Raw genomic sequence first — 16,510 nt, 5'->3', positions numbered from 1 at the left:
ACCGGGGTCCGCACCATAACGGTGCAGACCCCGGTGAGCGAATACGCGTCCGGCGATCAGGCGGGGACGATGTTCTCCGCCTGCGGGCCCTTCTGGCCCTGCGTGACGTCGAAGGTGACCCGCTGGCCCTCCTGGAGCTCACGGAAGCCCTGGGTCGCGATGTTCGAGTAGTGAGCGAAGACGTCGGGGCCGCCGCCGTCCTGCGCGATGAAGCCGAAACCCTTTTCGGCGTTGAACCACTTCACGGTTCCCTGTGCCATGACCTTCTCCTTCTGTAGGCAGAGGCCCCATCCGGAGATGCCGGAAAACAAATAATGCGCCTCAAGGAAAGCATTCCCGTCAGGCGCACATAGCTTCATGGGTACCACAACTGCAACGCCAAGACCCTAGCACAGCTTGGCGGCCTGCGGTGGATCACGTCTGGAGCCCGAGGCTGGATCACCTCCGGTGAGCTACCGACCCGCCTGGCTACCTCAGCGGTCGGCACGCCCGCGTTCAGCCACCGCGTGATGCAAGCATGCCGCATGTCGTACGAGCGCCCGGCCAACGACACACCTCCGACACAGCCCGGGGCTCTGCAAGGAGTAAGGCAACTTGCGGGCATGCTTTAGGCACCGGTCCGGGGTATCAGTCCCCGCCGCTGCCGTACGGCCTGGTCAGAATCTCCAGGTTGTGTCCGTTCGGGTCGTCGAAGTACGCCCCGCGGCCGCCGTCATTGTGGTTGATCTCGCCGGGGCGGTGGTGATGCGGGTCCGCCCAGTAGGTCAGACCCGCCTCGCGGACGCGGGCGAAGATCGCGTCGAAATCGTCCTCGGAGACGAGGAACGCATAGTGCTGCGGGGTGATCGAATCGGCCGTTTCCATATAGTCCAGCGTCACGCCGTTCGGTATCTGTACCGGGACGAACGGACCGTACTCCGGTGCCACCTCCAAGCCCAGCAGATCCGCGAGGAACCGTGCGGACGCCGTCTTGTCGTGTGCGGCGACGATCGTGTGGTTGAGTTCGACAGCCATCGGTCGGCTTCCTTCCCCCTGGGTGCCAGAACCACTTTCCAAGCTAGCAACCGCCCGGGGCGACGCCATCCGCCTCTGGTCCCGTCCTGCTCCGACCTGCGACCGTCGAGATCGACGGCGTTGCCGTCGTCGCCGCACAGGGGCAGAGGGGCAGAGGGATAAGGAAATAGTGGCGAAGGCGCGGTGTCCGGCGGCCCGTTGGGGCGACTGTCGGCTGCCTGGACACGGCCGCGATCAGGCATTTGGCCCCCGCGCGGCCCGCCGTCCCGGAACTGGCGGGCCAGCGTCCCGAAGGACGCCGTCGCGGGGTAAACGGAACCTACGCCTCCGCCCGCCAAAACGGAAGGGCCCTGATTCCGCTGGGTCGGATCGTCCACTTGTGGGTGGTTGGGACGGGTCTCCGCATAGTTTTTCCGGCTTGTACGTCTCGGCCCCGCAACCAGCCCCACGTCGTGAGGCATGATCCATGACGCTCGTCGAAGCGGCTGTATGCAGAGCTCGGGGTGGACCTGCCGGTCGGCGACCTCACGGCTTGACGCGGGGCTCACCGCGGAGCAGGGCCGTGCAAGGACTCCTCGTCGTCGTGGGCCGCGTACGGGTGGACGAATCCCTCGTCGTCGAACGGCGTGAACCAGTCGGCGACGTCCGTGACCTCGATGTCCACGTCCTCCTCTACGGCGTCCGCGAACGTCTCCAGTGCCGTGCCGACCTCCTCCGTCAGGAGGTCGTAGAGGTCGACCGTCACCTCGGCCTGGGTGAGCAGGAATCTCAGCAGGAGTTCCTCGGCGACGCAGGTCGGGCGGGTGACGCGGGGCTGGGCGAGGCGGGAGGTCAAGGTCACCGCCGTGACGGTGAGTCGGCGGGCGAACAGGACCGTGTACTCCTGGGCGAACTGCGGGGGCAGGTCGTCCAGCAGCATGAACGTGGCGTCGCTGACCGCCACCGTCGGACCGTCCTCCTCCAGACTGGCGAGGTCGGTGAAGAGTTCGTCCACCAGGAGGTCGATGGCGAACACGACGGCACCGGCCGCGATTTCGGCCGCCTCCCGGGACACGGTCCGCTCCTCCGGGTCGTCGGAGTAGCCGAAGAAGTGCAGCGGGAAGGCCGCCAGAGCGGGTGCCAGCTCGCGGAGTCTGGAGCGCATGGTCTCGACCTCGGCCGGGTCGAGACGGCCCGGGGCCGGCGCGGGCTCGACCGCCGCGTGGCGTCGTGCGCGTTCCGCAGGGTCGGCGGGCGGGGCGTCGGGGCCGTCGGCCGCGTCGAGGCTCTCCTGGAGGAGCTCGGAGTTCAGCTCCACCGCGCACCGGGTGATCCGCCAGTCGGCGAGCGGTTCGGTGCGGTCCATGAGTTCTGCTACGACCTCACGAGCGGCGTCCTCCGCGAACTCCAGCGCCGGTGCGTCCACGAAGAGCTTCAGCAGGCCCCCGGTGGGATGGGCGGCGATGACGTCGTCCATCAGCTCGATCTCCATGCCGTCGGGCCCCTCGATCGCCTCTAGCGAGTCGAACCCCTTCCGCAGCAGGAAGATGACGCCCTCGCGCTGGAGCGCGTCGAGTTCCGGAGCGCCCTCGGGAGGGGCCAGGGCCACGGTCACCAGGTAAGTCACACCCTCATCGTGCCCGAGTCGTCCCGTCTCGGGGGAGGGAATCCGGGGGACGAACTCAGCCGCCTGCCGGCCCGCCCTCGGAGCTCGTGATCTTCGCGGAAGACGGGCGGGCGGCCCGGTGCCGTCCCTTCCATGGCGGCGGTGCCCGCCGAGCGCATGCGGCCGTAGGCGTACATGCAGCCCGCCAGGGCCAGGCCGTGACCAGTGTGCAGCCGGCGGCGGCCCGGGTGCGCGCGTCGGTGGGGCTGAGGCTGTACCGGGTCTTCCCGGTCGTTATCGTCACGCTCGCAGCGGGTCGGTCTCCCCCTGAGCAGCAGTGTTTCTCTTGATCGGTGATCGGTGCGCGGTCCGCATCCGGGCGGTGCGTGCTCGGCCGCCCGGCCTTCGGGGGCGCCCTGGCCTCCTGCCGCCCTCAGGCCGTGCGCTTGCGGGACGTCGTCTTCTTCGCCGTGGTCTTGGTGGCGGTCGTCTTCTTGGCGGACGTCTTCTTCGCCGCCGTGGACGTCGACTTCGCCGTGGACTTGGACGCCGTCTTCGCCGCGGTCGTCTTGGCCGTCGACTTCTTCGGGGTCTCGGCCTTCTTCGCGGCCGTCTTCTTCGCCGCGGTGGACGTGGACTTCTTGCCGCCCGTCTCCTTGGGGGTGGCACGGCGTCGGGTGATGGGCCTGACCTCGGCCTCCTCGGCCGGTGCCGGTTCCTCGCCCCGGGAGACCCGGGCCTCGCGGACGCTCTTCTCCAGGGCCGCCATCAGGTCCAGCACCTTGCCGCCGGCGGCGGGCTCGGGGGCCTCGGGCGGGGTCTCGCCGGCCGCCTTCGCCGCGATGACCTCCTCCAGCGCCTCGCGGTACTCGTCGTGCAGGTCCTCCAGCTCGACCTCGCCGAGGGTGTCCATCAGGGCGTCCGCAAGGTCGAGTTCCTTGTCGCGGACGGTGACGTCGACGTCCGGGGCCACGCCTTCGGGGGCGCGGACCTCGTCCGGCCACAGCAGGCCGTGCATGGCGATGGCGTCGCCGACCACGCGCAGCATGCCCAGGCGTTCGCGGCCGCGCAGCGCGTACTTGGCGATGGCGACCTTGTTGCTGCGTTTGAGGGCCTCGCGCAGGAGGGTGTACGGCTTGGCGGCGGGGGCTCCGCCGGCGGCGAGGTAGTAGGCCGCGTCCATCTGGAGCGGGTCGATCCGGTCGCCCGGCACGAAGGCGACGATCTCGATCGTGCGGGCGGTCGGGATCGGGAGGTGGGAGAGGTCCTCGTCGGTGATCGGGATGATCGTGCCGTCCGCGTCCTCGTACCCCTTGCCGATCTCCGCCTGGCTGACCTCGCGGTCCTCGAGTTCGCACACCTTGCGGTAGCGGATGCGGCCGTTGTCCTCGGTGTGGATCTGGCGGAAGGAGATCGAGTGGCTCTCGGTGGCGTTCACCAGCTTGATCGGGATGGTGACCAGGCCGAAGGAGATGGCGCCGTTCCATATGGATCGCACGTGCAGCACCCGTCCTTCCGGCTTCTGGTGTTACGTGGCTGAATGTCTGGGATTGTCATCCTATGACGCCTATCACAGAGGTGGAGGGGCGACGGGTCGCGCTCAGCAACCTGGAGAAGGTGCTGTATCCGGAGACCGGCTTCACCAAGGGGGAGCTGGTGCACTACTACGCGACCACCGCCGGGGTGCTGCTGCCGCATCTGCGGGACCGCGCGGTGTCCTTTCTGCGCTATCCGGACGGGCCGGACGGGCAGGTGTTCTTCACCAAGAACGTGCCGCCGGGTACGCCCGAGTGGGTCACGACCGCGGAGGTCCCCCGGTCGGAGGGGCCGGCTCGGATGGTGGTCGTACAGGATCTGGCGAGTCTGGTCTGGGCGGCGAACCTGGTGACCGAGTTCCACACGCACCAGTGGCTGGTGCAGTCGCCGGACGAGGCCGATCGGCTGGTGTTCGACCTGGACCCCGGGGCGCCCGCGACGATCGTGCACTGCTGCGAGGTGGCGCTGTGGCTGCGGGAGCGGCTGGCTGCGGACGGGATCGAGGCGTATGCGAAGACGGCCGGGTCGAAGGGGCTGCATGTGCTGGCCGCGGTGCGTGGGGGGTCGTCGGAGCGGGCGAGCGAGTATGCGAAGGCGCTGGCGGTGGAGGCCGAGCGGGCGATGCCTCGGCTGGTGGTGCATCGGATGACGCGGAGTCTGCGGCCGGGGAAGGTGTTCGTGGACTGGAGTCAGAATGCGGGGCGCAAGACGACGGCCGCGCCGTACACGTTGCGGGCTCGGCGGGCTCCGATGGTGTCGGCGCCGGTGACGTGGGAGGAGGTTGCGGAGTGTGGGGCTCCGGCGCAGCTGGAGTTTCTGGCCGGGGACATCGCGCCGCGGGTGCAGGATCATGGGGATCTGTTGGCGGGGCTGCTGGATTCCGGGCGAGCGGTGGTGCTGCCCTGACGTTTCTCGCCCCCGCCGCCCCTACCCGTCCCGTCAAGGGGACTCCGTCCCCTGCCACCCCTGCTGGGGGCTGCCGCCCCCAGACCCCCGCTTCGGCCCTGAACGGGCCTCGTCCTCAAACGCCGGACGGGCTGTTTTCACGGGCCCTCGTCCCCAGACACCGGACGGGTTGCTTTCGTGGACCCTCGTCCTCAGACACCGGACGGGTTGCTTTCGCGGGCCCTCGCCCTCAACCACCGCACGGGCTGATTTCACGGACCCTCGCCCTCAACCACCAGACCGGCTGATTTCGCAGGCCCTCGCCCTCAACCACCGCACGGCTTGTTCAGCCGCCCCGGCAGGAGAGCACACCCCCACCCCCTCCTACACCCTCCCCCACGTGTTCCGGTCCCGGGCCATCGCATGGAGGGCCTCCACGTCCGCCGGCTTCAGTACTCCGCCCAGGCGGGCCAGGGTCGGCAGTTCGGTGTCCTGGAGGATGCGGAGGGCGCGGGGTGGGGCCGCGAGGCGTAGGTCGGTGGGGCCCAGGAGGGCGAGGACGGGGTGGACCTCGGCGGTCAGGGCGTAGGAGGCGCGGTCGGCGTCGGCGCGGAGGCGGCGGAGCAGGGGCTCGGGCTCGTGGCGGCCCAGGGCGATCATCGGGTCGGCCACGTGGACGCGCTGCTTGCGGGCGTACAGGGCGTGCACGGCGAACAGGCCGCCGGGGCCGATGAGCAGGTGGTGGATGCGGTCGCCGCCGGGGAGCGGGACGGAGTGCAGGGCGTGCCAGCCGGTCCCCTCCATCCGGTCGAGCGCCTCGCCGACGGTCTGCTCGGCGGTCAGGGCGCGCCGGCGCGGGTCCGGGCGGAGCCGGTGGGCGGGTCCGGGGTTCCGGTCGAGGGCGACGAGCAGGGCCTCGCCGGGGCGGTTGGGCGCGAGGTCGTCGTCCGGGTGCAGGGTGAGCCGGGCCAGTTCCGCGGGCGTGGGCACCGGGGGCGGGCCCACGGTCACCGGGCCGGTCAGGAACGGCTTCAGGGCCTCCAGTACGTCGTCCTCGCGGTCCTCGGCGATCAGGTTCACCCGGCCGGTCTCCCGGTCGTACCAGGCGACGTTCCCTCCGTCCGGGCCGCAGACGTACAGCCGTTCTCGGCCGTGCCGCCGGGTCGGCACCACACGCAGTCCGCTCATGCGCCATCACCCCTCGACCATGGGAACAGGCGGGGTGCTCCCACGCAAGAACCCGGCTACCGTGGAGAACGGCCCTGCGAGGGGGAGTTGGGGAGGCGTCGTTGCGGACCCGCGGAGAGCAGCCTGACGTACCGGCTCCGGAGAGTCCGTGGAGCGAGATCGAGCCCGGGCTGTGGATGGGCGGGCACGAGTTCCGGGGGCGTTCGGGGCGGCTGGAGTCCGCCGTCGTACGAGATCAGTTCGACGTGGTGCAGAGCCTGCTGAGGCTGCCGGGGTACGGGCCGGGGCCGGGGACCGAGCATCATGTGTGGCCGATTCCGGACGGCCCGCTGGACGGGACGCAGCTCGCCGGGGTGATGCGGCTGGCGCGGGCGGCGCAGGAGGCCATGGACGCGGGCCGCTCGGTGCTGGTCCGCTGCTACCACGGCTACAACCGCTCGGGCCTGGTCGTCGGGCACACCCTGGTCCGGCGGGGCCGCAGCGCCGAGGAGGCGATCGAGCTGATCCGGGCCCGGCGCTCCCCGTGGGCGCTGCACAACGACCTGTTCGTGGAGTACCTGCGCGCGGGACTGGCCACCGCCCGACTGCTGGAGGAACTGGCCGAGTAGCCTCTGCTCCAGCACCGCCCCGAGTGCACAAAACGGACTTCCCTACGAATCTACGAATAAGGTGTACGGGGCCACGACCGTCCCGAGCCCAGGAGCCCCACCCCGTGTCAGCCCGTCGCATCGCGCGCACCGCCCTCGCCGCGGCCGCCGTAGCCCTGCTGTCGGTGACGGCGGCGGCCTGCGGGGACGCGGGCGGGCTGCGGGGTGCCGGAGCGACCCCGACCGCCATCAGCCCGGCCAAGCTCTGGCCGGACCTCAGGCCGGCGTCCAGTCCGGCGTACCCGTACGACGTGGCGACCAGGGCGATCGTCAAGGGCGTGACCGTCCCGGGTGACGACATCCGGAAGGTCGATCCGGTGGACGTCGTCGAGGCGGAGATCAAGGCGCATCCGGACGACTACGGGTCGAAGGGCGCGTACCACGGGGCCGCGGACCGGATGAAGGAGTGCCGCGCGGGCGGGGACCGGGCCCGCTGTCCGCTGCTGAAGCCGTACTACCGGGACCTCACCGGAGAGGGCCGGGCCGACCTGACGCTCGGCTTCCGGCTGTACCCGACCAACCAGACGGGCGTGCGGGTCTACACCGTGGAAAAGCACAAGCTGGTGCAGGTGCTGGCCGACAACGACGCGATCATCGGGGTGGAGCTGGCCGGCCGGGCCCTGATCGAGCGCTCGCCGGCCGACATCTCCGGCTACGAGTACCGCACCACCTGGGTGTGGGACCCCGAGCAGCGCGCGATGGCGTTCTCCCGCGACGAGTACCTGCACACCGGCAGGGGCCGGCAGAGCAAGAAGCCGTCCCCGTCGGCCAGCCCCTCCGCGAGCGCGCCATGAGGCTCGCGCTGCCCCAGTGGGCCGGGACACTCGCGGTGAAGTCGGCCGCGTTCATCACGGTGATGTGCTGCGCGCTGGCCGCGCTGCTCGGCGTCCTGGTGCATGTCTCGGTGACCAACCAGACCGTCGGCCAGGCCCGCAACCTGGCCCTGTCCCGGCTCCAGGACGCCACGCAGGCGTACGAGGCCGGGGACACGCTGCTGCCGGGTGCCGGGGTGGACCCCGCGGGCCTGCCCGAGCGGCTGCGGGCGCTCGCGCTGGCCGGGAGGCGCGGCACGATGGTCTCCGCGCACCAGGGCCGGCCGACCATGTGGGCGGCGGGCCCGGCCGACGGCCACCGGGCGCTCGCGGTGGAGGTCGACTACTCGCAGCAGGCCCGTACGATCGCCGGGCTCGACCGGTCCATCCTGTGGTCCTCGGCGCTGGCGATCGGGGCGACGCTGCTGGTCGGCGCGTTCGCGGTGACCCGGGTGACCCGGCGGCTGCACGGGACCGCGCAGGTGGCCCGGCGGATCAGTGCGGGCGACCTGGACGCCCGGGTGAACGACCTTCGCACCAAGGATCCGACGCGGCCGCAGGACGAGGTGGCCGCGGTCGCCGCCGCGCTGGACTCCATGGCGTCCTCGCTGCAGAGCAAGCTGCAGAGCGAGCAGCGGTTCACCGCGGACGTGGCCCATGAGCTGCGCACCCCGCTGACCGGGCTGCACGCGGCGGCCGAGCTGCTGCCGCCGGGCCGGCCGACCGAGCTGGTCCGGGACCGGGTGGCGGCGCTGCGCACGCTCACCGAGGACCTGCTGGAGATCTCCCGGCTGGACACCGGCCGGGAGAGGCTGGAGGTGGACACCGAGGAGCTGGGCGCGCTGGCCGGGCGGGTGGTGCGGGCATCGGGGACCGATACCGAGGTGCGGATCGTGCGGGACGTCCGGGTGGAGACCGACCGGCGGCGCCTGGAGCGGGTGCTGGGGAATCTGGTGGCCAACGCGCACAAGCACGGAGGTCCTCCGGTGGTTCTGACGGTGGAAGGGCCCGTGGTGACCGTGCGGGATCACGGGGGCGGGTATCCGGATTACCTGGTGGCGCACGGGCCGCAGCGGTTCCGTACGGAGGGCGGGGCCAAGGGGCACGGGCTGGGGCTGACGATCGCGCTGGGGCAGGCGGAGGTTCTGGGGGCGCGGCTGTCCTTTGCCAATGCGGTGGATGGCGGGGCCGTGGCAACCCTCAGACTGCCCCTGACGGAGGACTGCGTTTAGAGCTCGGGGGTGGGCGCGTCCGGCACACATCACTCACCATTTGGGTAGGTTCCGGACATGACCAAGGCCGGAACCGCCGTAGCGGCGCCGCAGGCACCCGCCCGCGCCGTACGCCTGCCCCGCCGCCGTGGCATCGAACTCGCCCTGATCGTGCTGGCCGTGCTGCTGGCCGTGTACGGCTACTGCGCGGTGGGCCTGGCGAAGACCGGTTCCGTCCCGCCCGGTGCCGCCGGTTACGGCGCCGGGCTCGGCGTGCTCGCCCTGTGCGCACATCTCGCGGTCCGCATCCGGGCGCCGTACGCCGATCCCCTCCCGCTGCCCATCGGCGTGCTGCTCAACGGCCTCGGCCTGGTGCTGATCTACCGGCTGGACCTGGAGACGCCGGGCGACCGGGCGGCGCCCGCCCAACTGGTGTGGTCCACGCTCGGGGTGGGCCTGTTCATCGTCGTCGTGCTGGTGCTGCGCGACCACCGGGTGCTCCAGCGCTACTCCTACGTCTGCGTGGCCCTGGCCCTCGCCCTTCTCCTGCTGCCGATCCTGTTCCCGGCGGTCAACGGCGCCCGGATCTGGATCCGGATCGCCGGACTCTCCTTCCAGCCGAGCGAGTTCGCGAAGGTGCTGCTCGCGGTGTTCTTCGCCGCCTACCTGGCCGCCAACCGCAACGCGCTCGCCTACACGGGCCGCAGGCTGTGGCGGCTGCAGTTCCCGACCGGGCGGGTGCTGGGCCCGATCGTCACCATCTGGCTGCTGAGCGTCGGTGTCCTGGTGCTGGAGCGCGACCTCGGCACCTCGCTGCTCTTCTTCGGCCTGTTCGTCGTCCTGCTGTACGTCGCCACCGGCCGCACCGGCTGGATCGCGGTCGGCCTGGTGCTCGCCGTGCTCGGCGCGGTCGCCGTCGGCCGCCTGGAGCCGCATGTGAACGGCCGGATCGAGGACTGGCTGCACCCCTTCGCCACCATCGAGGCCGGACAGGGCCCCAACCAGCTGGCCCAGTCGCTGTTCGCCTTCGCGGCGGGCGGGGTCCTCGGCACCGGGCTCGGGCTCGGCCACTCCGTCCTCATCGGCTTCGCCGTCAAGTCGGACTTCATCCTGGCGACGGCCGGGGAGGAACTGGGCCTCGCGGGCCTCGCGGCGATCTTCCTGCTCTACGCCCTGCTCGTGGAGCGCGGCTACCGGGCGGGCCGCGCGCTGCGCGAGCCCTTCGGCCGGCTCCTGGCGGTCGGTCTCGCCTCGATCGTGGCGCTCCAGGTGTTCGTGATCGCGGGCGGGGTCACCGGCCTGATCCCGCTGACCGGCATGGCGATGCCGTTCCTCGCCCAGGGTGGTTCCTCGGTCGTCACCAACTGGGCGATCGTGGCCCTGCTGATCCGGGTGAGCGACTCGGCCCGCAGCCAGTACGACGGACAGGTGGCCCCGTGACCGAGTACGGAGGCGGACGGCCCATGGCCCGGTACATCCGGCACGCGTCCGCGTTCTGCGCCCTGCTGCTGGCAGCCTTGCTTGGCAACGCCGCCCGGGTGCAGGTCGTCCAGGCCGGCTCCTACGACACCAACCCGGCCAACCGCCGCCCCACGATCGCCCGTTACCACCAGCCGCGCGGCGACATCCTGGTCGGCGACGAGCCGGTCACCGGCTCCACGGACACCCGCGAGCAGCTGCGCTACGAACGCACCTACCGGGACGGCCCGCTGTACGCGCCGGTCACCGGCTTCTCCTCGCAGATGTACGGCACCACGTTCCTGGAGAACGCGGAGGACGGGGTGCTCTCCGGCACCGACCCGCTGCTGTCGCCGTTCCCGGTGTGGCACGACGTGGCGCGGGTGGCCGGCCCGGGCGGGGACGTCGTCACCACGCTCGACCGGGGCGCGCAGGAGGCGGCGTACCGCGGGCTGCACGGGCGCCGGGGCGCCGTGGCCGCGATCGAACCGGCCACCGGCCGCATCCTGGCGCTGGTGTCGACCCCGTCGTACGACCCCGGCGAGCTGTCCGGCAACAGCGAGGCGACGGCCTCGGCGTGGGCGCGGCTGAACCACGACCCGGAGAAGCCGATGCTCAACCGGGCGGTACGGCAGACCTATCCGCCGGGGTCGACGTTCAAGGTGGTCACCGCGGCGGCGGCGCTGGACGCGGGCGTGACCACGGACCTGGACGCGCGGACCGACTCCCCCGACCCCTACCGGCTGCCCGGCACCACCACCCGGCTGACCAACGAGGGCGACGGCTGCGCGGACACCTCGCTGCGGGACGCCTTCGCGTGGTCGTGCAACACGGTGTTCGCCAAGCTGGGGGTGGACGTCGGGGTGGCGGACATGGCGGCCACGGCCGAGGCGTTCGGCTTCAACGACACCCGGCTGCGCGTGCCCTTCGCCGTCTCCCCCAGCACCTTCGACACCCGCGTGGACAAAGCCCAGTTGGCGCTGTCCTCGATCGGTCAGTACAACACCCGGGCCACTCCGCTGCAGATGGCGATGGTCGCGGCGGCCGTCGCCAACGGCGGCCGGCTGCGGACGCCGTACCTGGTGGAGCGGATCACCCGGCCGGGCGGCGAGACGCTCGGGGGCGGCGGGATGCGGTCCGACCGGCAGGTGATGCGCCCGTCGACGGCCGTGCAGCTGAGGAAGCTGATGGCCGACGTGGTCACGGAGGGCACCGGCACCAACGCGGCGATCCCCGGTGCCGTCGTCGGCGGCAAGACCGGCACCGCCCAGCACGGCGTGGGCAACTCCGGTGTGCCGTACGCCTGGTTCGTCTCCTGGGCGCAGGCCGACGCCGACCTGGAGCCGAAGGTCGCGGTCGCGGTGGTGGTCGAGGACGCCTCGGCGGACCGGGGCGAGATCAGCGGCGGCGGGGACGCGGCACCGATCGCCCGGGAGGTGATGCGGTCCGTTCTCGGGATGTGAGACGGGGGGTACCGCGACCCGTACCGACCGACCTACCGTTCGGTCATGACGCATGCGCCGGTCGCCCACGAACTCGCCCAGGTCAACATCGCCCGCCTCAAGTTCCCGCTGGGCTCGCCGCAGTTGAAGGACTTCGTCGACGGGCTCGACCCGGTGAACGCCACGGCGGACGCCTCGGACGGGTTCGTCTGGCGGCTGCAGAGCGACTCCGGCGACGCGACCGACATCGCCGTCTTCGGCGACGAGTGGCTCATCATCAACATGTCGGTGTGGCGGGACGCCGACGCGCTGACGGCCTTCATGTACCGGGGACTGCACCGGGAGTTGCTGTCCCGGCGCCGGGAATGGTTCGAGCATCCCTCCGAGGCGATGGCCACCCTGTGGTGGGTTCCCGCCGGCCACCGCCCGACCGTCGCCGAGGCGGAGGAACGGCTGTTGCACCTGAGGGAGCACGGCCCGACGCCGTACGCCTTCACGCTGCGGACGTCGTTCCCCGCGTCGGAGGCAGCGGCGGAGGCGAAGGCGGTCAGCCGATCGGCTTGATCATCTCGTCGCGGACCTTGAGGGTGTTCCGGGCGGCGGCGTCGAGATCCACGTCGGTGGAGTCCTTCCGCTGCAGGTCGACCTCGGCGACCACGGCCGCCGTGTTGCCGTCGGACCAGGCGCAGACCGGGTAGGTGAGCGTCAGCAGAGCCTTCTTCTGGGTGAGGACCTCGCAGCTGACGGCGACGTCGGAGCCGGACGGGGTGACGTCCTTCTCGGGTTCGACGACCGTCACACCGTCGGCCTCGGTGGCCCCCTTGAGCATGTTGCTCCGGATGTCGTCCTCGTTCCTGAACCGGCCGTACATGCTCGACACCAGCAGCGAGCCCTTGGAGTCGTCGCCGCCCGGGCTGTAGCGGCCGACCAGGGCGTGGACGTCCTTGACGTCCCAGGCGCCGTCGGCCTCGTCCTCGACCTGCCGCCCCGCGGTGTCGGAGAGGTCCTGGGCGAGGACGTACTTCCCGTCCAGCAGTTCGTGGGGCAGGACGAGCTTGTTCTCGGCCGCGGGGAAGTCGGTCCCGAGCACCGCCCCGATGCCTCCGATGCTGCCGAGCACGGCCAGACCGATGACCCCGCCTATGATCCCCAGCGCCAGACCGGGCCCGCGCTTCTTCGGCGGCGGACCCATCGGCGGCACGCCCCACCCGGGGTACGGCTGCTGCGGATACGGCTGCGGGGGGTAGGGCTGCTGCTGCGGGTACGGGGAGCCGTACGGCCCCGGGGGCGGCGGGGCCTGCGGCGGCTGCTGCCCGTACGGGTACTGCGGCTGCGGGGGCTGGTGCGGGTACGGCTGCTGCGGCGGCTGGTGCGGATACGGCTGCTGTGGCGGCGGAGGCATGGACACGCCAGCACGCTACTGCACCCGGGGGAGCCGGTCAGACCCCGTCCGCCCCGGACTCGATCGCCGCCTGCACCTCGGCCACCCGCTCCCGCTCCTCCGCGGCGAAACGTTCCGCGTCCAACTGCTCGGCGATCTCCTCGTCCTGGGCCATCAGCAGGTCCAGGTTGGAGTCGCCCATCTCGAACACCCCCATGTCGACATAGGCCTGCTGGAGCCGCTTGCCCCACAGGCCGATGTCCTTGACGCAGGGCACGATGCGACTGAAGAGGAGGCGCCGGAAGAGCTGGAGGAACTCGGAGTTCTCGCTGAACTGCTCGGCCTCCGCCTTCGGGATGCCGAAGTTCTCCAGGACCTCGACGCCCCGCAGCCGGTCCCGCATCAGATAGCAGCCCTCGATGACGAACTCCTCGCGCTCGCGCAGCTCGGCGTCCGTGAGCTGCTTGTAGTAGTCGCGCAGCGCCATGCGACCGAAGGCCACGTGCCGGGCCTCGTCCTGCATGATGTACGCCAGGATCTGCTTGGGCAGGGGCTTGTCGGTCGTGTCCCGGATCATGCCGAAGGCGGCGAGGGCGAGCCCCTCGATGAGCACCTGCATCCCGAGGTAGGGCATGTCCCAGCGGCTGTCGCGGAGGGTGTCCCCGAGCAGCGACTGGAGGTTGTCGTTGATCGGGTAGACCATCCCGATCTTCTCGTGCAGGAAGCGGGCGTAGATCTCGGCGTGCCGGGCCTCGTCCATCGTCTGGGTCGCCGAGTAGAACTTGGCGTCCATGTCGGGCACCGACTCCACGATCCGCGCCGCGCAGATCATCGCGCCCTGCTCACCGTGCAGGAACTGGCTGAACTGCCAGGACGCGTAGTGCTGCCGCAGCTCGCCCTTGTCCTTGTCGGAAAGCTTGGCCCAGTACCGGGTGCCGTACAGCGACATCGCCTCCTCGGGGGTGCCGAGCGGGTCGTGCGGGTCGACCTCCAGCTCCCAGTCGATGCGCGTCTGTCCGTCCCACTGCTTGTCCTTGCCCTTCTGGTACAGGGCGAGCAGGCGGTCCCGGCCCTCGTCGTACTCCCAGCTGAACCGGGCCGCGCCACTGGCGGGTACCTGCCAGAGGGGGTCTCCGGGGTTGTTCGTGTACAGCTCATGCGTCGGCATACCTCGCAGGCTCACACGTAGACGCCGAGTCAACAAGTCATGCGCAGGGGATTGACGGTCTTGCTGACAAGCAGTCTCATAAGAGCCGGATGACGTACCCCCGGTAACGAGGTGAGGGAGCCATGACGACCCTGACGGAAGCGGACGCGCTGGAGGGGCTGCGCGACGCGCTCGGCCTGCTGAAGGACCGGGAACAGGTGGCCGAACGGCTGCTCGTCTCTTCCGCCAAGCACTCCTTCGACCCGGACAAGGAGCTGGACTGGGACGCGCCCTTCGAGGAGGGCAAGTGGTTCTGGCCGCCGGAGCTGGTCTCGCTCTACGACACCCCGCTCTGGCAGCGGATGAGCGAGGAGCAGCGGATCCTGCTCTCCCAGCACGAGGCCGCGGCGCTGGCCTCGCTCGGCATCTGGTTCGAGCTGATCCTGATGCAGCTGCTGGTCCGGCACATCTACGACAAGGCGGCGACGAGCGCGCACGTCCGGTACGCCCTCACCGAGATCGAGGACGAGTGCCGGCACTCGAAGATGTTCGCGCGGCTGATCGCCCGGGGTGACGCACCCTGGTACCCGGTGAGCCGGGCGCACCAGAACCTCGGCCGCCTGTTCAAGACGATATCGACCACCCCCGGCTCCTTCACGGCCACGCTGCTCGGCGAGGAGGTGCTGGACTGGATGCAGCGGCTGACCTTCCCGGACGAGCGGGTGCAGCCCCTGATCCGCGGGGTCACCCGCATCCATGTGGTCGAGGAGGCCCGGCACGTCCGGTACGCCCGCGAGGAGCTGCGCCGCCAGATGCTGACCGCTCCGCGGTGGTCGCAGGAGTTCACCCGGGTCACGTCCGGCGAGTTCGCCCGGGTGTTCTCGATCGCCTTCATCAATCCCGAGGTCTACACCAACGTCGGCCTGGACAAGCGGGAGGCGATGGCCCAGGTGAAGGCGAGCGGGCACCGGCGGGAGGTCATGCAGACGGGCGCGAAGCGGCTGACGGACTTCCTGGATGACATCGGGGTACTGCGGGGGGTCGGGCGACGGCTGTGGAGGTCGTCCGGGCTGCTGGCGTAGGCCGGGGCTGGGCCAGGGCGGCTAGTCTGCCAGGCATGACCCCGGCCGCCACCCCCGCCTACCGTCGCCTCAGTGTCGAGGAGCGGCGCAGCCAGCTCCTCGACGCCGCGCTGTCCCTGTTCGCGCACCGCGCCCCCGAGGACATCTCGCTCGATGACGTGGCCGAGGCCGCCGGGGTCTCGCGGCCGCTGGTGTACCGGTACTTCCCCGGAGGGAAGCAGCAGCTGTACGAGGCCGCGCTCAGGTCGGCCGCCGAGGAACTCCAGCACTGCTTCGACGAGCCCCGGCAGGGCCCGCTACTGCCCCGCCTGGCCCGGGTCCTCGACCGCTATCTGACCTTCGTGGACGAGCACGACACCGGCTTCAGCGCACTGCTCCAGGGCGGCAGCGTGGTGGAGACCTCCCGGACGACGGCCACCGTGGACGGGGTGCGCCGGGCCGCCGCCGAGCACATCTACAGCCACCTCGGCGTCGGTGACCCGGGCCCTCGCCTGCGCATGACCGTCCGGATGTGGATCACGGCGGTGGAGGCGTCCTCCCTGATCTGGCTGGACGAGGAGAAGCAGCCCCCGGCCGGCGAGCTGCGCGACTGGCTGGTCGAGCAGTTCGTGGCGGTCCTCACGGTGACCGCCGGTCACGATCCGCAGACGGCGGCCCTCGTCGGCGCGCTCGCCGAACATGGCTGAGACTTGAAGTCGTGAAGAGTCAGGACACCCCCTTCGAGGGCGGCCCCATGGACGGCCGCGTGCTGCCCGTCCTGCTGGGCATGACCGGCCATCCCCCGAAGACGTACCGCATCCCCGTCCCGGACGCGGCGGGCGGCCCGCCCACCGTGCTGGTCTACCGCCGCGTGCCGAGGGCTCACAGCAAGAAGCTCGGCCTCGTGCAGGGGTGGAAGTACGAGTATGCCGCCGAAGGTGAAAGGGAGGCGGGCAAGCCGGGCGGCAGGATCAGGTGGCCCTGGTCCAAGCCCCAGAACGCGCCGTCCCGCAAGCCGGATGACGCATCCGGGTGACAGGGTTGCGCCGAACCGCGTAGGCGGGGCACACACATCTCCCTACATGTCTGATTATCGCGGTGCGATAGCGGGTGGAAAGAACACCCGCTTCGCACCGGAGGTGA

17 protein-coding genes are annotated in these 16,510 nt (G+C 70.9%); 10 read left to right on the top strand and 7 right to left on the bottom strand.

Translation table 11 applies throughout. The features are described from left to right. Nucleotides 1-56: 56 nt before the first annotated feature. The 4 genes from ACZ5DS_RS13525 to ku form a co-directional block, all read right to left on the bottom strand. Entirely contained in the window at nt 57-260 is a 204-nt protein-coding gene (locus tag ACZ5DS_RS13525) for a cold-shock protein (RefSeq protein ID WP_086728636.1), read from the bottom strand. 367 nt (nt 261-627) lie between these two features. Beyond that, a complete protein-coding gene (locus tag ACZ5DS_RS13520) occupies nt 628-1,014 on the bottom strand; it encodes a VOC family protein (protein WP_468237178.1) in 387 nt (128 codons plus the stop codon). Between the two features lie 544 nt (nt 1,015-1,558). Then, on the bottom strand, nt 1,559-2,620 hold the full coding sequence (locus ACZ5DS_RS13515) for a hypothetical protein (protein ID WP_468237175.1): 1,062 nt from the start codon (nt 2,618-2,620) through the stop codon (nt 1,559-1,561). 412 nt (nt 2,621-3,032) lie between these two features. Next, nucleotides 3,033-4,097 (bottom strand): non-homologous end joining protein Ku, encoded by a 1,065-nt coding sequence (gene ku, locus ACZ5DS_RS13510; RefSeq protein ID WP_468237173.1) that lies wholly within the window; start codon nt 4,095-4,097, stop codon nt 3,033-3,035. A 62-nt stretch (nt 4,098-4,159) separates the two neighbouring features. Here ku and ligD point away from each other — a divergent pair, with 62 nt between their 5' ends. Next, a complete protein-coding gene (gene ligD / locus ACZ5DS_RS13505) occupies nt 4,160-5,041 on the top strand; it encodes a non-homologous end-joining DNA ligase (RefSeq protein ID WP_468237170.1) in 882 nt (293 codons plus the stop codon). 363 nt (nt 5,042-5,404) lie between these two features. Here the strand turns inward: ligD and ACZ5DS_RS13500 are convergent, their stop codons facing one another. Continuing rightward, on the bottom strand, nt 5,405-6,208 hold the full coding sequence (locus ACZ5DS_RS13500; protein ID WP_468237167.1) for a nuclease-related domain-containing protein: 804 nt from the start codon (nt 6,206-6,208) through the stop codon (nt 5,405-5,407). 101 nt (nt 6,209-6,309) lie between these two features. Here ACZ5DS_RS13500 and ACZ5DS_RS13495 point away from each other — a divergent pair, with 101 nt between their 5' ends. The 6 genes from ACZ5DS_RS13495 (at nt 6,310) to ACZ5DS_RS13470 (ending at nt 12,342) form a co-directional block, all read left to right on the top strand. After that, the gene (locus ACZ5DS_RS13495) at nt 6,310-6,816 is read left to right on the top strand and encodes a protein-tyrosine phosphatase family protein (RefSeq protein WP_468237165.1); all 507 of its coding nucleotides are present in this window, start codon (nt 6,310-6,312) and stop codon (nt 6,814-6,816) included. Nucleotides 6,817-6,920: 104 nt separating this feature from the next. Beyond that, a complete protein-coding gene (locus ACZ5DS_RS13490) occupies nt 6,921-7,649 on the top strand; it encodes a hypothetical protein (RefSeq protein ID WP_468237163.1) in 729 nt (242 codons plus the stop codon). After that, on the top strand, nt 7,646-8,899 hold the full coding sequence (locus tag ACZ5DS_RS13485) for an ATP-binding protein (protein ID WP_468237161.1): 1,254 nt from the start codon (nt 7,646-7,648) through the stop codon (nt 8,897-8,899). The genes ACZ5DS_RS13490 and ACZ5DS_RS13485 overlap by 4 nt, the downstream gene beginning before the upstream one ends. A gap of 57 nt (nt 8,900-8,956) precedes the next feature. Next, nucleotides 8,957-10,318 carry an FtsW/RodA/SpoVE family cell cycle protein gene (locus tag ACZ5DS_RS13480; protein WP_468237158.1) on the top strand — a complete coding sequence of 454 codons (1,362 nt, stop codon included), beginning with the start codon at nt 8,957-8,959 and terminating at the stop codon, nt 10,316-10,318. Nucleotides 10,319-10,341: 23 nt separating this feature from the next. Further along, nucleotides 10,342-11,799 (top strand): penicillin-binding transpeptidase domain-containing protein, encoded by a 1,458-nt coding sequence (locus ACZ5DS_RS13475; protein ID WP_468238211.1) that lies wholly within the window; start codon nt 10,342-10,344, stop codon nt 11,797-11,799. Nucleotides 11,800-11,844: 45 nt separating this feature from the next. Further along, a complete protein-coding gene (locus ACZ5DS_RS13470; protein ID WP_468237155.1) occupies nt 11,845-12,342 on the top strand; it encodes a DUF3291 domain-containing protein in 498 nt (165 codons plus the stop codon). Here the strand turns inward: ACZ5DS_RS13470 and ACZ5DS_RS13465 are convergent. Next, on the bottom strand, nt 12,326-13,180 hold the full coding sequence (locus tag ACZ5DS_RS13465) for a hypothetical protein (RefSeq protein WP_468238209.1): 855 nt from the start codon (nt 13,178-13,180) through the stop codon (nt 12,326-12,328). The two genes, ACZ5DS_RS13470 and ACZ5DS_RS13465, sit on opposite strands and share 17 nt — an antisense overlap. Nucleotides 13,181-13,217: 37 nt before the next feature. Further along, nucleotides 13,218-14,327 (bottom strand): ferritin-like domain-containing protein, encoded by a 1,110-nt coding sequence (locus ACZ5DS_RS13460; protein WP_468237153.1) that lies wholly within the window; start codon nt 14,325-14,327, stop codon nt 13,218-13,220. Between the two features lie 122 nt (nt 14,328-14,449). Here ACZ5DS_RS13460 and ACZ5DS_RS13455 point away from each other — a divergent pair, with 122 nt between their 5' ends. From ACZ5DS_RS13455 to ACZ5DS_RS13445, 3 genes are read left to right on the top strand one after another with little or no spacing between them, the layout of a single operon-like run. Then, entirely contained in the window at nt 14,450-15,388 is a 939-nt protein-coding gene (locus tag ACZ5DS_RS13455; protein WP_468237150.1) for an AurF N-oxygenase family protein, read from the top strand. A 35-nt stretch (nt 15,389-15,423) separates the two neighbouring features. Next, nucleotides 15,424-16,074, top strand: a complete 651-nt coding sequence (locus ACZ5DS_RS13450; protein ID WP_468237148.1) for a TetR/AcrR family transcriptional regulator — start codon at nt 15,424-15,426, stop codon at nt 16,072-16,074. Nucleotides 16,075-16,085: 11 nt separating this feature from the next. Continuing rightward, nucleotides 16,086-16,403, top strand: a complete 318-nt coding sequence (locus tag ACZ5DS_RS13445; protein WP_468237145.1) for a hypothetical protein — start codon at nt 16,086-16,088, stop codon at nt 16,401-16,403. Nucleotides 16,404-16,510: the final 107 nt, after the last annotated feature.

This window comes from Streptomyces sp. NPDC031100, from assembly GCF_055570785.1.
Note: the sequence above shows the minus strand (reverse complement) of the source record. Positions and strands in the feature narration are given on the sequence as shown.

Excerpts from the sequence above, each read along its gene's own strand:
- ACZ5DS_RS13525 (WP_086728636.1), bottom strand. The coding sequence starts at position 260 with ATGGCACAGGGAACCGTGAAGTGGTTCAACGCCGAAAAGGGTTTCGGC.
- ACZ5DS_RS13520 (WP_468237178.1), bottom strand. The coding sequence starts at position 1,014 with ATGGCTGTCGAACTCAACCACACGATCGTCGCCGCACACGACAAGACG.
- ligD (WP_468237170.1), top strand. The coding sequence starts at position 4,160 with ATGACGCCTATCACAGAGGTGGAGGGGCGACGGGTCGCGCTCAGCAAC.
- ACZ5DS_RS13500 (WP_468237167.1), bottom strand. The coding sequence starts at position 6,208 with ATGAGCGGACTGCGTGTGGTGCCGACCCGGCGGCACGGCCGAGAACGG.
- ACZ5DS_RS13485 (WP_468237161.1), top strand. The coding sequence starts at position 7,646 with ATGAGGCTCGCGCTGCCCCAGTGGGCCGGGACACTCGCGGTGAAGTCG.
- ACZ5DS_RS13480 (WP_468237158.1), top strand. The coding sequence starts at position 8,957 with ATGACCAAGGCCGGAACCGCCGTAGCGGCGCCGCAGGCACCCGCCCGC.
- ACZ5DS_RS13475 (WP_468238211.1), top strand. The coding sequence starts at position 10,342 with ATGGCCCGGTACATCCGGCACGCGTCCGCGTTCTGCGCCCTGCTGCTG.
- ACZ5DS_RS13470 (WP_468237155.1), top strand. The coding sequence starts at position 11,845 with ATGACGCATGCGCCGGTCGCCCACGAACTCGCCCAGGTCAACATCGCC.
- ACZ5DS_RS13465 (WP_468238209.1), bottom strand. The coding sequence starts at position 13,180 with ATGCCTCCGCCGCCACAGCAGCCGTATCCGCACCAGCCGCCGCAGCAG.
- ACZ5DS_RS13460 (WP_468237153.1), bottom strand. The coding sequence starts at position 14,327 with ATGCCGACGCATGAGCTGTACACGAACAACCCCGGAGACCCCCTCTGG.
- ACZ5DS_RS13455 (WP_468237150.1), top strand. The coding sequence starts at position 14,450 with ATGACGACCCTGACGGAAGCGGACGCGCTGGAGGGGCTGCGCGACGCG.
- ACZ5DS_RS13450 (WP_468237148.1), top strand. The coding sequence starts at position 15,424 with ATGACCCCGGCCGCCACCCCCGCCTACCGTCGCCTCAGTGTCGAGGAG.